At 49.3% G+C, this 13806-nt stretch carries 12 protein-coding genes and 1 pseudogene; all 13 read right to left on the bottom strand.

Annotated elements, in window-relative coordinates:
* Nucleotides 1-5 precede the first annotated feature (5 nt).
* The gene (locus tag KQI79_RS16340) at nt 6-1298 is read right to left on the bottom strand and encodes an amidohydrolase (protein WP_216539313.1); all 1293 of its coding nucleotides are present in this window, start codon (nt 1296-1298) and stop codon (nt 6-8) included.
* 90 nt (nt 1299-1388) lie between these two features.
* Nucleotides 1389-2174 (bottom strand): class I SAM-dependent methyltransferase, encoded by a 786-nt coding sequence (locus tag KQI79_RS16335; RefSeq protein WP_216539312.1) that lies wholly within the window; start codon nt 2172-2174, stop codon nt 1389-1391.
* Between the two features lie 116 nt (nt 2175-2290).
* The gene (locus KQI79_RS16330) at nt 2291-2923 is read right to left on the bottom strand and encodes a response regulator transcription factor (RefSeq protein ID WP_216539311.1); all 633 of its coding nucleotides are present in this window, start codon (nt 2921-2923) and stop codon (nt 2291-2293) included.
* 35 nt (nt 2924-2958) lie between these two features.
* Complete coding sequence (locus KQI79_RS16325; protein WP_216539310.1) at nt 2959-4044, bottom strand: Cfr family 23S rRNA (adenine(2503)-C(8))-methyltransferase; 1086 nt, start codon at nt 4042-4044, stop codon at nt 2959-2961.
* A 276-nt stretch (nt 4045-4320) separates the two neighbouring features.
* Entirely contained in the window at nt 4321-4608 is a 288-nt protein-coding gene (locus KQI79_RS16320) for a zinc ribbon domain-containing protein (protein ID WP_216539309.1), read from the bottom strand.
* Nucleotides 4609-5490: 882 nt separating this feature from the next.
* Nucleotides 5491-5598 (bottom strand): annotated as a pseudogene (locus KQI79_RS27660) (DinB family protein); the annotation flags it as partial.
* 373 nt (nt 5599-5971) lie between these two features.
* Nucleotides 5972-6979, bottom strand: a complete 1008-nt coding sequence (locus tag KQI79_RS16310; RefSeq protein ID WP_216539306.1) for a spermine/spermidine synthase domain-containing protein — start codon at nt 6977-6979, stop codon at nt 5972-5974.
* Nucleotides 6980-7139: 160 nt separating this feature from the next.
* Entirely contained in the window at nt 7140-8084 is a 945-nt protein-coding gene (locus KQI79_RS16305) for a DMT family transporter (RefSeq protein WP_216539305.1), read from the bottom strand.
* Complete coding sequence (locus tag KQI79_RS16300) at nt 8071-8925, bottom strand: AraC family transcriptional regulator (protein WP_216539304.1); 855 nt, start codon at nt 8923-8925, stop codon at nt 8071-8073. The genes KQI79_RS16305 and KQI79_RS16300 overlap by 14 nt, the downstream gene beginning before the upstream one ends.
* 182 nt (nt 8926-9107) lie before the next feature.
* Nucleotides 9108-10577: an ABC transporter substrate-binding protein gene (locus tag KQI79_RS16295; RefSeq protein WP_216539303.1), complete on the bottom strand. Its 1470-nt coding sequence runs from the start codon at nt 10575-10577 to the stop codon at nt 9108-9110.
* Between the two features lie 71 nt (nt 10578-10648).
* A complete protein-coding gene (locus tag KQI79_RS16290; protein WP_216539302.1) occupies nt 10649-11542 on the bottom strand; it encodes a carbohydrate ABC transporter permease in 894 nt (297 codons plus the stop codon).
* Nucleotides 11543-11544: 2 nt separating this feature from the next.
* Nucleotides 11545-12408 (bottom strand): ABC transporter permease, encoded by an 864-nt coding sequence (locus KQI79_RS16285; RefSeq protein ID WP_216539372.1) that lies wholly within the window; start codon nt 12406-12408, stop codon nt 11545-11547.
* 119 nt (nt 12409-12527) lie between these two features.
* Nucleotides 12528-13793, bottom strand: a complete 1266-nt coding sequence (locus KQI79_RS16280) for a Gfo/Idh/MocA family protein (RefSeq protein WP_216539301.1) — start codon at nt 13791-13793, stop codon at nt 12528-12530.
* Nucleotides 13794-13806: the final 13 nt, after the last annotated feature.

Raw genomic sequence — 13806 nt, 5'->3', positions numbered from 1 at the left:
GGCGTTCATACTCCCGCCACGATTCGTTTGGCGCGGACGGCAGCTTGCCGAAGCAATTCCTCTTCGTCCATCGTCAGCAATTGCCGGCGTCTCATCAGGATCTTGCCATTGACAATCGTCGTATCCACGTCGGCCCCGCCCGCGCTGTAGGCAAGGAGAGATTCGACATGATGAACCGGCTGCAAATGCGGTTTATTCATGTCGACGAGAATCAGATCGGCGCGCTTGCCTGCTTCGAGCGTCCCTACTTCACGATCGATGTTGAGCAAGGCTGCGCTCTCCCTCGTTGCCATGCGCAGCGCCTGAGCGGCAGGCAGCTTGGTCGGATCGCCGTAGTCAAGCTTCTGCAGCCAGGCTGCCGCCTTGATCTCTTCGAACATGTCGACCGTGGCGGCGCTGCCGGCGCCGTCGGTTCCAAGGCCGACCGTTATGCCTTGTTGCATCATCTCGACGACCGGAGCAATGCCGCAGCCCAGCTTCAAATTGCTGACGGGATTATGCGCCACCCCTCCGCGCATGCCCCGGAGCAGCCCGATGTCGCGCCGGGTCAGATGCACGCCGTGCGCCAGCAGCACATGCGTCCTGTCAAAGAGACCGGCATTATACAAATATTGCGCGGGCGTCTCGTCATATTTGTCACGGATGGAAACGACCTCTTCCTGCGTCTCGGCCAAATGGATATGAATCGGCAGATTCATCTCTTCGGCCAGCTTGACGACGCGTTTGAGCGGTTCCGGCGGGCAAGTGTACGGCGCGTGCGGGGCGAGCATCGTCGTAATTCTTCCCTCCGCCTTGCCATGCCATCGTTCGACCAGCCCGAGCGCTTCCTGCAATCGCTGCCCTCCGTCGTCCTGCAGGAAGACGAGCCCCCGCGACAACGATGCCCGCATACCGGCTTCTTGTACCGCGGCAGCGATCTCGTCCATATGGATGTACATATCGGCAAATGCGGTCGTGCCCGACTTGATCATTTCCGCCATCGACAGTTTGCAGCCCCAATAAATATCTTCCGGCGTCATGTTCGCCTCGGCGGGGAGCATCTTCCGCTCGAGCCAATCCATTAATTTCAAATCGTCGGAGAAGCCGCGCAGCAAGCTCATCGGCGTATGTTGATGCGCATTGATCAGGCCAGGCATCGCAACCATGCCTTGACCTTCGATCGTTTCGTCCGCCTCGGCGGCGAGGCCGGGCCCGATCTGCCGAATCGTATCCCCCGCGATGAGTATATCCCCGCGAAACGGAGCTTCATCCTCCTTCATCGTCAGGATTATGACATCTTTGATCATTAGCGTATTCATCTTCCGTAGTCCTCCTCAACCCGTTGCATGTGATAAGTCGAGAATAAACGTTGACGCAACGAGAAGGTCAATACGTTCGTTCGAAAATGATTATATCGCTGCGCGGGATGAAGGCTTGATAGCCTTGATTCGTATCCGCTTATAGTCCAAGCGCCAACTACCGTCCCGGAACAAATCGTCCCGGGCTTTGGCGGCAATGTTCGCGAAGGCTTTGCTTCGCTCCTCTTCCGCGAACGATTCGAAGAAGCCTCCGGCAAATCCGCTCAGCCAATGCCGGAGTCCCTCCTCGCCATCGGTCAATGGAGTGGGACGGTCGAAATGAACGGCGTACGCGACATGGAAGCCTTGCCGTTCCAGCAATGAACTGTATTCGGCGATACTCGGAAAATACCACGGATGGAGGCCGGAAGCGTCGATGCCGTAATTCTCCTCAAGCACGGCTCCGATCGCCTTTATCACTTGCTCCACATTGCCCCGTCCCCCGAACTCGGCGACAAATCTTCCGCCCGGCTTGAGCGCATGCCATACGCATTCCGCCACCTGTCCGGCGTTCTTCATCCAGTGCAAAGCGGCATTGGAAAAGACGGCATCAAACGGTTCGGCAACTTGAAATTGTTCGGCATTGCCCGTTATAAACCGGATGTCCGGGTATTTGTCCCGCGCTTTTTCGATCATTGCGTCGGATAGATCCATGCCGGTCACATTCGCTCCCGCCTTTGAAATGGTATAGGCCAAATCCCCGGTTCCGCATCCCAAATCGAGAATGCGCTCCCCTTGTTGCGGATCGAGCCATTCGACCACGCCTTTGCCCAGTTCGGATACGAACCCCAATTTATTGTCGTACAATCCGGATTGCCAAGCATGGTTGGAACTCATTGACATCATCTCCTATATTTGTTGCCCGTATTATCTCACACCTCCTCCTATAATTAAAATATATAAAATCTATTAATTCTATAGGTTATTCCTATTATCTTCGGAGCAGGGGTGCGCTACAAATATCCCATCCGTTTGGCTCGTTCCGCGGCTTCCTTCCCCGTGGCGCCGCCGATCTTTTGAATTAAATTCCGCATATGAAATTTGACCGTATTCGGGGACACTTGCAGCGTCTCCGATATTTCCGTTCTCGTGCAGCCTTCCGCAAGCAGATGCAGCACTTGTTTTTCGGTACGGGTTAGTCTCTGCTGCATATCCGCATGTCTGAAATGTTTAATTTCCTGACGGAGTAACGCCGCGACATCCGGATGAAGGGAACTGCGGTTGAGATGCGCCTCTCGAATGGCCGCCGGAATGTCTCTGTAGCTCTTGTTAAGCAAATAATTCAAGACTCCTGCGGTGAATGCGTCCAGTACAGCCTCTTTTTCATGGATCGTCGTCAACACGATAATTTTGACGGGATTTTGCCGCAACAGCTCGCCCGCCGTTTTCAACCCCGCATAAAATAAGGAATGCTGCGAGGAACTGAGCAATATAACGTCTGCCGTCCCTCGCGCGACATGTTGTTTCACTTCGTTCAAATTGGTAACGGATACCTCGAACCCCGGTTCTCTACGCAATAAAGATAGAAGCTCCGTAAACCTAGGATCATCGTCCATAACAAGCAAGACGCGTATACAATCCAACATGGTTATGGCACTCCCCCTTCATTTTCTCGTTTCCTTTATTTGCAGCGCCGCTGTTGCTTGGCTTCATATTGGCCGTACAATTGCCCGCATGCCGCATCGATCTCTACGCCGAAGGATTGGCGTACGGTTACTTTGACTCCCGCTTTCGTTAATTGACGATAAAAAGCATCCACGGCGCGCTGATCCGGACGCCCGTATTGTTCCGGCGCACCCATGGCGGGATTGTAACGTATGAGATTCACATGATACAACTGCTTGTAACTAGGCCTTTTCTTCACAATCGCGATCAATTCTTGGGCGTGATCCGCAGAATCGTTGACGCCGGGCAGCAATACATACGCAATGTACACTTTTCGGCCTGTTATTTGGGCATGTTCGTCCAGAACCTCCAGCACATCCGCCAGAGGATATTTGTTGTTTATAGGCATGAGCTCGCTCCTCTGTTCTTGAAAAGGGGAATGAAGAGAGAAGGTGAGGTTGATTTGCGGAAATTGCTTGGTCAGCTTTTGAATTCCCGGAATAATGCCTATGGTGGAGATCGTGATTCTTCTGGAACTGATGCCGAATAGCTCGGGGTCGGTCAATGTTCTTATTGCGCCGAACGTTTGCGGGTTGGCAAGAGCTTCTCCCATCCCCATAAAGGAAATGCTGTCGATCGAACGGCGCTGCAATAAGAAGTACAAAATTTGATCCGTAATTTCGTCGGCCGTCAAATTTCGTTGCAGGCCGATTGCCCCGGTCGCGCAAAAGCTGCAGCCGAAACCGCAGCCCGATTGGGAAGAAATGCAAAACGATTCCCAGCCGGCGCGATATTTCATGGCGACGGTTTCGATTTTGTCGCCCCCTGGAATTTCGAATAAGACTTTATCCGCTTGCGGCGAAGGCGTATGAACGACGGGTTTAATATTCAGCATGCCGCTTCCGAATTGCGAAACGATCGACTGTCTCAACGGTTTCGGCAACACCGTTATGTCCTCGAAATCATGTATTTTATGCTTGAATATTGCCTGCGCGATTTGCGTAAATCGAAACTTCGGTTCATTCCCGGACGCAAGGAAACGGCGCAGCCGGTCATATTTGGTAGAAGCCGGCCCCTCCAGCCCGAATTCACGATGAGACATTAAAAAACCTCCTTATCCGTTGTTCCCGGATAGGAGGCGCAATACTTAAACAAGGATCATGCCTTTACGATGAAGATAAACGCATGAAACCTAATGAGTATATAAAAAAGCCCGCACAAATCCTATCCGGAAAAAACGTAAACACGTTTTTCGCTTGTTCGAATAGGATTAGTACTTCATCGGCTTAAGGTCACCCTTTCTCATTTCAATACAATGATATTATACTGAACATCATGTTCGTTGTGGAGGATAGTTTTTTTGCCACCCCATTCCATGTTACGAATCAATCAATGTTAGCCCGCATTCCGGACAGATTCTTTCATCCCGTTTCACTTTCCTCCCGCATCCGGGGCATTCCTCGAATATTATAGATTCATTTGCTAAGGCGCTTGCCTGTTTGACGGCTTCCGCCCTTTCGTTTTTCCTCTGATGCAGCATGTCTCTTATATCTTGAATGTTTCTGGCCATTTTGGACTGATCGATCGCGGATTGGATCACTTGATACAAGATGGCGAAGAATACGAAAACACCGATCAGCCATACGAATATTTCCCCAAGAAGCATGATGGATCTCCCCTTTCATTTCCACCCTACGTCAACCGGCAGCATAAAAGGCCGCGTAATCATCATACCCGCAAGCTACAAATTTTTCCATAAAATTCGTTTTGGCCAAAGAAAAAACTTCGCCCCAAAAGGATGAAGTTCCGCAATATGCATTGGTGTTGCATCGAGAAGTTGATAGCTTCGAAAACCCGCAATGGAGTCTGCTTTATCATTCCCCACCGTTGATGGTACTGGCTTTATTGGGCATATAGAAGGTGCTACCTCTTTGCATTTCGAGTACGATCGCGCGGACCTGCGCTCCTTGTTTGGCGCTAACGAAACTTTTGGCTCGCTAACGAAACTAACGATCCTTATTGGGCTCCAATTGAAGATGTTGTCATCCTAACGAAAGTACATATCGCTATTCATTGGAAATCGGCGATTGTACCGCCTATTTCCCCTCATTAGCGTGCTTGAGTTTCGTTAGACATTGCAACATGATGATTTACAGGCGATTAGCGTGTATCAGTTTCGTTAGCCCGCTCGGGCGGATCGTCAGCGGCCGGCGGTATGATGAAGCGGACTCTGATCGCAGGCTTTACCTTTTTTCCCCCACGGGAATCGCTTGCCAGCACGCTATAAAGCTTCCATAACCTCTGCGGCAAATGATCGTTCAGGACTGCATGCAGCAATCCAATCCCGCTCCGTATGTAATAAACCCTGGCTTTCTAGCATCTGAACGAGGGGGATTTTCACAGAAGAGGGCCGACAAAACGCTTCCTCGGGCTTGAAGAGCAGCAATACGCTCGATGCAACGCTAATGCAATTAGCGTCTCCTGTGTCCGCGAACTTGAGGAGCAGGGCGGTAGAAGTTAATGCAATCACCAGTGCGCAATATGCGCATTACAGCTCGGGCGCCTCTTGCCCCAACTGGCTCCATTGCTCTCTGGCCGGGCCGCAGACTCCGGGGATGACGAGTCCGGCTTGACGCATTAGAACCGTCATCTCTCCGTACATCGAAGCAGCCAACAAAACGACAATCATAAAGAGGAGGTAATATTTGCGACGCTCCATTCTACGAAACAAATATGTAGTCCATCGAAATAGCAGTATCGCGAACAACAAAAATACGGGCACGGTCACAATGATAACGATCAGCGCCGGATTTCCATTGCCGGAAACCGTACCGCCTTCCTTGTACCGAAATGTCATCATATCGATCAGAAAAAAGAGCAAAATTGTAACCGCGCATACTGTAGAGAAAAATACAAATTCTCTTTTGGAATAACGGATAACGATCACCCCTCGCAAAAAATTCAGGCTAAAGGTTTTGCATCAACCTTGGGTAGGCTGTACTCCTTGTAAGGAATCCATCCCCACCCATTCAATTGTATTCTTTCCGGTTGCCATCCTGTTCGTAATCCGCTTCGCTTACGATATCGAGCAGCACCGTGTTATCGTCCGTTTGGATATCGCCTTGATTCTGGCCGTTTGCAAAATAAAACGGCATGTAAAACATATCTTTCAATCGTTCCGGGGTCAAGTATTCCGTTGAAACGAGCATACGCAAGCCGTCCGTGTCTACAGGGGATGTTGTTGCCAGGCAAAAAGCCCAGTCTTCGCCGTCTTCCGGTACGAAGTGATGGAACGGGAGCACCTGGAAGCCTGCTTTTTTGAGGGTTTCTTGTATGGACCAGAAGTATTCGGGCATCCAGAAGGAAGTGGAGCAGGCGATATTGATAGCTCCCTCCGGTTCCAATCGTTCTTTCAAGAGGCGGTAGAACTCTACGCTGAAAAGGCGGGATAACCGGGGATATCGACCGGTCGGTTCAGGCACGTCGATTACAATGACATCCCACTTCATCGGGGTGTTTTCTATAAATGTTCTCCCGTCTTCAATTACGGTCCTCACTTTGGGATGATTCAACGAGCCCCGATTAAATCGGACCAACGCTTCCAAATGTTTGCCGAACTCCAACATGACATCATCGACATCGACAGCAGTGATTTCCTCCACTTCAGAGTATCGGAGCGCCTCGCGGGTCGTGACGCCGCCGCCCCCTCCGATGATCAGCACCTTGTTCCGCTTGCCCGCCGCTGCCATCGGAATGTGCACCATCGCTTCGGCATACATATTCTCATCCTCCGTAGTGCTGAACATCACGTCGCCGTTGCCGTAAATCCACATTTGGCCGCGATATTCGACAAGAGCGATCCGCTGGTTGGGCGTTTTTATTTTGCGTAAAATCCGATAATCTCCTTCGGGCTCCTGATCCTCGTTAATATAATCTCTCACAGAACCAGATCCTACATATCTCCAATACAGCCAATACAGCCCTTCGATCGATAGAACGGCACCGGCGCCGACGGCCATCCATAATAGTTGATTCATACGATCACTCCTCTTGCGGGTAAGCATTCACCCCTCCTTCGGGAATGCGAACATTTCTATGAAATATTCTATGCCGCTTAACTAGAATGGAATCAACTTTTACCCGAGGAGAACCCCCATTTTGATAGGGCGCCCTCTCCCTCATCGCCCCTTACCCTTCTCATATTCTGTCGGAAGCCGCCTGAGCGGCATGACGAGCGTCGCGATTTCCCCGCCGTTTGCGGCTGCGTTCGGAGATGTAAGAACCGGCCAGCGTTAGGAAGGTTCCCAGATATGTCGCCCATGTGAGTTTTTCATGCAGAATCAACGCCGAAGACGCGACCGTAATGACAGGCACGATATAGATGTATATGCTTGTCGTTACGGCTCCAAGAATTCCGACCGCCCGGTTCCAGGTTGCGAAACATAATGCCGACGCACCCAAACCTAAGAAAAGAAGGTTTGACGCGTTCGAGAGGTCGTAGAATCGCTCCGGCCCCAGACGAAACGGAAATAGAAATAACGCAGGCACCATCAACAACAGCCCGTAAAAAAACACTTTGCGGGTGCATCTTACGGTAGGATACCCTAGCGCGCTAATCTTGCGCATCAATACGGAATAAACGGCCCAAACGACGGGCGCCAGGCAGGCGAGAATGTCGCCGGCCGGGTTCAGACGCAGCAGAACGCTGCCGTTAAAGCCGATCGCCATAATACCCGCGAGCGCCATAACAAATCCGATCATAAATTGAACGTTTACTTTCTCCCCTTCCAGAAAGAAGTGGGCCAATACCGCAGTAAAGAACGGAGCAATGGAAACAATGACGCCTACGTTGGAGGCAAGCGTATAAGTAAGGGCTGCGTTCTCCAGCAAGAAATACAGAGCAACGCCGCAAAGACCTGCGCCGATGAACAGCATTTCCTCTCGCCAGGAACGGAATCGGATCGGTTGCGAATCGATCAGCAGCAAGGCCGCATACCCGATGAGAAACCGGAAAAACAAAATTTCCACGGGCGTGAAGTCAACCAATAAAATTTTCGTGGAGATAAACGTATTTCCCCAGATCAAGATCGTCATGAAAGCTAACAGGTGACCTGCGGTCATATTGCGCTTATCTGTTGTCATGATGCGCCAACCTTCCCGCCTCTTGGCCGCTCGCGAATCCCCTGCTATATTGTTTGGGAGTCAGGCCGATCAGTTTCTTGAAAAAATTCGTGAAATGGCTTTGGTCGCTAAAGCCGCAGCGGAAGGCCGCTTCCCCGGGCGATATGCCCGATTCCAGCAATTTCTTGGCATTGTTAATCCGGATTGTGCTCAGGTAACTGTAAGGGGAGATTCCTGTTTGTCTCGTGAAGGAACGCAACAGATGATACTTGCTGAGTCCCGTTAGTTCGCTTAACCGGTCAAGCTTAATGTTCTCGGGGTAATGCGCTTCTAAATAATCGCAAACCGTTCTAATTTCGGGACGAGGCTCCCGGAAGGAATCGAAGGCTTCCGCGTCCGAGTAATCGACCAACAATTGCTCGATCAGCAGCAATAGCAGTTCTTCCTTCTGAAAATCGGGTTGTTCGTTCGCAATCATGCGATGCAAATCGCGAAGGATGCCAGCCAACTCGCTTTGATAGAGAACCGTCGGGGCAAACCGCGGCAATTTCTCCGCTCCCGTAATTTCGAGCGCATATCTGCGCATGACATCCGGCTTGACATTAAGGCAACGATAATCCAGCGTCTTCCCGTCGATTTGTTCGCAAGCGTGCGGATCATGAGGATTGAAAATGACAACGTCGCCGCTGTTAATAACGTACGATTCGTTGTTGCATATTAGATGGCGTTTCCCTTGCTCGATAAAGCCCAACACATAATAGTCGTGAAAATGATTGGGAAACTTCTGCATAATGCCTTGAAAACGATACGCTTCAATTCCGATATCCGGATCGTAGCGAATTTCACGAACTTCATAAGACAAATCTTTGCACCTTCTCTCGGTCAATCTGCTCTTATTATAGTACAAAGATTAGGGGGGATTCTTGTATGATGTTGCGTCCCAGGGCGGGACGCGCGGTCTGCAATCGGGGGAATTCCAGCGGTTTATTTCCGTTCAAACCGAAAGACTGCCGGGAATGATTCCCCGACAGTCAAAGTTTATCCTTATTTTTTAGCTAAAAATTCATCTAATTGACGCTGTACTTCAGCTACATATTTGTCAATACCTGCCGCTTTCAATTTCTTGATCGCCTTCGGATACTCCGTATCAAAATCTACAAAACCGGATCGCAATGCCGCGATTTCTTGGCCTACGACTTGTTTAAGCGCGTTTTCGACATCCTTCACGTTCTCATTGTTGAAACGGAAACCCAAGGAATCGGAGATAATCGCTTTCTCGTCCCAGCTTTTATATTTATCGATCGCTTCTTGATCTACGTCCGGCGCGAACAGTTGATAGTTCTGATTTCTAAACATCCATTCGTAGAAGAATTCGTCAGGAACGAGCTTTTTGATTCTTCCGTCTACAATCTCGTAATCTTTGCCTTCCACGCCATACAGCGCAAACAAATAATTCTCCTGAGATTTATAAATCCAGTTAATAAACTTCATCGCGCCTTCCGGGTTCGGCGCCGTCATCGGTATGCCGAGCACTTCTCCCCCTGTCGAGTTGACATAACGCGGCTTGTCTTCCGCCAGCAGATAGGTTTGCAGTTTCGCTTGCGGCGCATTTGCTCTTACGCTCTCGATCGTTTCCATTTCCTTGCCTAAAGATCCTTCAACCCAAAGGTATAAGCCTGTTTGCATTCTGGTGTCTCTTTCATTGTATTTAATGGTCAGATCCTCGGTGTACAATTTGTCTTTATACATGCTCCGGTTGAATTTGGCTACTTCCTGGAACGCCTTTGTTTCATAATAACTGTAAGCTTTCTTGCTTTCTTCTCCAAAAACGACTAAATCCTCCACTGCAATCCAGCTATACTGTTCGTCGGCAAAATATCTCGTTAACGGTTTAAAGATAACATCTGCCGGTCCTTTCATTTCAGGAAACTTCTCGGCTGCTTTGACGGCGAACTCCTTCAAATCGTCCGGCGTGTTCAAGTCCGTCATACCGACGGCTTCCAGAATGTCTTGGCGCACATTCACAAGCTGATACATAGCGGAAGACGGTGCGTACGAGGAAGGAATGCCATAGATTTTGCCGTCGATCATGGCCCCATTCAAATGTTCCATCGGCAATACTTTCAGCATATCCTGACCGTATTGTTGAATTAAATCGTCCAAAGGCATCGCTTGTTTCTTGTTCACGATCGCGGCCAGATCGGGAAGACCGTCCCAATACAAGTCGATCGGTTCGCTCGCGGCGAGTACGATATCTTTCTGCTCCCAATATTGGGACCATGGCACAAAGGTCACATTCACCTTTAATCCAAGATCGGCAGCCATCTTCTCGGCAAATTCGTTATCGAGAAATTCTCTGAAACGGTCGTTTTCCTCGCCAGGGTACAAGATGGTAAGGGTTTGCAAATCGCCTTTGCCCGACCCTTCCTCGCCTGATTTTCCGCAGCCCGCCAGAATCGATACCGTCAGCAGCAGCAAAATCAATGCAATCGTCAACCTTTTTTTTGTTTTCATTGAACACCCTCCTCATTATGAATCTCTTTATCTATGTCAAAGGCCTGAATAGGCGCATTGCCATATTCCGTTTATTCCTTGATTGCGCCGGCCATAATCCCGTGAACGAAGAACCTTTGCACGAAAGGATACAGGAAAATGATCGGTCCGATCGTAATGACGGTAACCGCCATCTTGACCGTTTCCGCCGGCAGCGTGAGATTGCCCGCAGCGCCTGCGGGAATCCGGCCGGAACTGATCGCATTGACGTTCGACAATATGTTGAAGAGATAATATTGCAACGGGAATAAGTCCCGATTGTTAATAAAGATCAGCGCATGCCACCAGTCGTTCCAATATTGCAGCGCATACATTAAACCGACCGTAAACAGCGGGGTCGTGCTTAAAGGCAGGGCTACCTTGAAGAAAATCGTAAAATAGTTGGCTCCGTCGATTTCCGCAGCTTCGTAAAGCGCGGGGGAGATGCTTGAAAAGTAGGTGCGCATCAGAAACATGTTCCAGACGCTGAATATGGCGGGCAAAATCAATGCCATCATACTGTTTTTCAACCCGTAATAATTCACGCTAACGATATACCAAGGGATCAAGCCCGCCGAGAAAATAATCGTAAAATTGCAGATAAACGCGATGATGTTGCGATATTTCAATTTTTTGATCGAGATGGCGAACGCAATCATGCTTGTGATCAACAAGGCGCCTAATGTCCCGACAACGGTTACAAAAATCGTCACAACGTAAGAGCGCAAAATTTTGGTTCCGCTATGAATAAAAATATATTTATAGGTGTCCAAACTCGGGCTCTGAGGAAGAATCGAATACCCGTTCTTGGCTATAACCTGTTCCGATGAAAAGGACACGCTGACCGTCAACAAGAGAGGGTACAGGCAAGCGATAGCAAAAAAACCGATAAAAACGTATGCAATCACCGTCACCAATTTATCGCCGAGCGATTTATTTTGATCCATCGTTAAAACAGACCCTCCCCGTCATTTAATTTCTTGGCAGTACGATTGGCCGCGGTAACCAGAATCAATCCCATCACGGACTGCATCAATCCGACCGCGGTAGCATAGGAAAAGCCCAATGAACGCATAGACGAATACACGTAGGTGTCGATAACGCTTACCGCCTCGCCTAGAACCGGGTTATTGCCGACAATCCCGTAGATCATGCCGAAGTCGCCGTAGAAGATTCGCCCGACGCTCAGCAAGGTTAACACAATCATCGTCGGTTTCAACATCGGTACCGTCAAGTACATGATGCGCTGCAGTTTGCTGGCTCCGTCCACCTTCGCCGCTTCATACAAGCTGCTGTCGAAATTCGCCATGGCGGCCATATAAATAATCGAGTTATAACCGCTCCACTTCCACACGCTGGCCAAAATGATAATCGATTTCCAATATTTGGGTTCGGAATACCAACTGATCGGCTCCATCCCGAACATCTTGAGCATATTATTGAGAACGCCGATATCCGACGAGAAGATGCCGTAAATAATCGCCCCTACGACGACCCATGACAAAAAGTAAGGGAAGAACATCATGCTCTGGGTGATCTTTTTAAATGCGGCGACCCTGATTTCGTTTAATAAGACAGCAATGCTTACCGGGATGAGAATGCCGAAGATAATGCTGAAAAAGTTAATAATTAAAGTGTTGTACGTCACTTTCCATCCCATGTTTTCGGCGAAAAAGAATTTGAAGTTATTCAGTCCGACAAATTTGCTTCCGAATATGCCGTCTACTACGTTAAAATCGGTAAATGCCATCCATATCCCCGCGAAGGGGATATAGTTGAACATAATTAAAATAATGAGTCCGGGCACGCACATCAGATACAAAATTTTATTTCTCGCGATTTCATGAAGAAAACCCTTGGGCTTCTTAGCAGTTGGAGCAGGGAGGTCTTTGACAGTCGAGTTCAACCGTACCACTACCTTTCCGTAATAAATTAAGCGGTTGCTTTGATGTGTTCTCGCAGTTGTTCTTTTAATTGATCGATATCGATTACGGTGCCTGCGATTCTCGCCTGCTCGGCCGCATAAGCCATAATATGGCTTTCCACGGATCTGTCGATGGAGGATCGGCTATCGTTGTCGTCCGTTTCCATCAAGTGGAGGAAATCCTCCATCAATCCCGCATCTCCGCCGTTATGTCCGCCGGATACGGCAGCCGGATGAATAATTCGTTGTTCCACGCTGTCAACCATATTGGAAGCGAACTTGGTTACTTCAATGACATTTAAACTATCGTTGCCTCTAATTTCCCCGTGCTCGCACATAATTTTGATGGTGCGGTTCATATGATTCGTAAATCCGCTTAAATTGAAAGTCACCTTCACGCCGTTTTTAAATTCGATGATGGATACTTGATGGTCGCATACGTCGTTGTCGGATCGAAATACGCAGCGACCGTAAGGGCTCGTTTCCAACGCTTTCAACAATCCCTCTTCCGATTGGTCGCTCGCAACGGTTGTAGCCGGCCATTGTCCTCTTACCGGCAGATAGGCTTTCCGCGCATCGAACCGGCAATCGGCGGCAGCTTGGCAAGTCAAACACCGGTCCGAACTATTCGCCGGCGCATTCTCTTCTCTGAAGAAGGTCAAGTCGCCGTAAGAAGAGATGCGCTTCGCTTCGCTGTTCGCGAGCCAGGCCAGAATATCCATGTCATGGCATGATTTCTGCATCATGAGCGGGCTGGCCAAATCGCTTCTTCTCCAATTCCCTCTGACGAACGAATGCGCCATATGATAATTGCCGATATTCTCATTGTGCTGAATCGTAACGATCCTTCCCAGTTCGTTGCTGTCTATTATTTTTTTGATTTCAGCAAAGAAATTGGTATACCGAAGCACATGGCATACGATGACTTTTCGGCCTTTTTCATTCGCTTTCTGTTGAATTCGCAAACATTCTTCCGGACTCGGAGATATAGGTTTTTCCAGAAGAATGTCATACCCCAGTTCAAGGGCTTCCATCGTTTGCGCATAATGATCTCTGTCCATCGAAGCGATGATGACAGCGTCGCAGATTTTGCCCAAACGGTAAAATTCCTCCACTGTTTTGAACCGGTTGTTCAAAGGAATCTGAAAAGCGTCTGCCGCGGCTTCTCTTCTCCCGTCGTCGGGTTCGACGATCGCAACGATGTCAGCTCTTTCGCGAGCGTATTGCGAGTAAATCATGCCTCTTTGCCCTGCGCCGATTAATGCTAGTTTCAAGTCAATTCCCCTC

The sequence above is a fragment of the Paenibacillus sp. MSJ-34 genome (genome assembly GCF_018918005.1).
GTDB lineage: Bacteria > Bacillota > Bacilli > Paenibacillales > Paenibacillaceae > MSJ-34.
This window is presented reverse-complemented; position numbering and strand designations above follow the sequence as displayed.

Coding starts and splice junctions, on each gene's coding strand:
- KQI79_RS16340 (WP_216539313.1), bottom strand. CDS start 1,298: ATGAATACGCTAATGATCAAAGATGTCATAATCCTGACGATGAAGGAG.
- KQI79_RS16335 (WP_216539312.1), bottom strand. CDS start 2,174: ATGAGTTCCAACCATGCTTGGCAATCCGGATTGTACGACAATAAATTG.
- KQI79_RS16330 (WP_216539311.1), bottom strand. CDS start 2,923: ATGTTGGATTGTATACGCGTCTTGCTTGTTATGGACGATGATCCTAGG.
- KQI79_RS16325 (WP_216539310.1), bottom strand. CDS start 4,044: ATGTCTCATCGTGAATTCGGGCTGGAGGGGCCGGCTTCTACCAAATAT.
- KQI79_RS16320 (WP_216539309.1), bottom strand. CDS start 4,608: ATGCTTCTTGGGGAAATATTCGTATGGCTGATCGGTGTTTTCGTATTC.
- KQI79_RS16310 (WP_216539306.1), bottom strand. CDS start 6,979: ATGAATCAACTATTATGGATGGCCGTCGGCGCCGGTGCCGTTCTATCG.
- KQI79_RS16305 (WP_216539305.1), bottom strand. CDS start 8,084: ATGACAACAGATAAGCGCAATATGACCGCAGGTCACCTGTTAGCTTTC.
- KQI79_RS16295 (WP_216539303.1), bottom strand. CDS start 10,577: ATGAAAACAAAAAAAAGGTTGACGATTGCATTGATTTTGCTGCTGCTG.
- KQI79_RS16290 (WP_216539302.1), bottom strand. CDS start 11,542: ATGGATCAAAATAAATCGCTCGGCGATAAATTGGTGACGGTGATTGCA.
- KQI79_RS16285 (WP_216539372.1), bottom strand. CDS start 12,408: ATGTGCGTGCCCGGACTCATTATTTTAATTATGTTCAACTATATCCCC.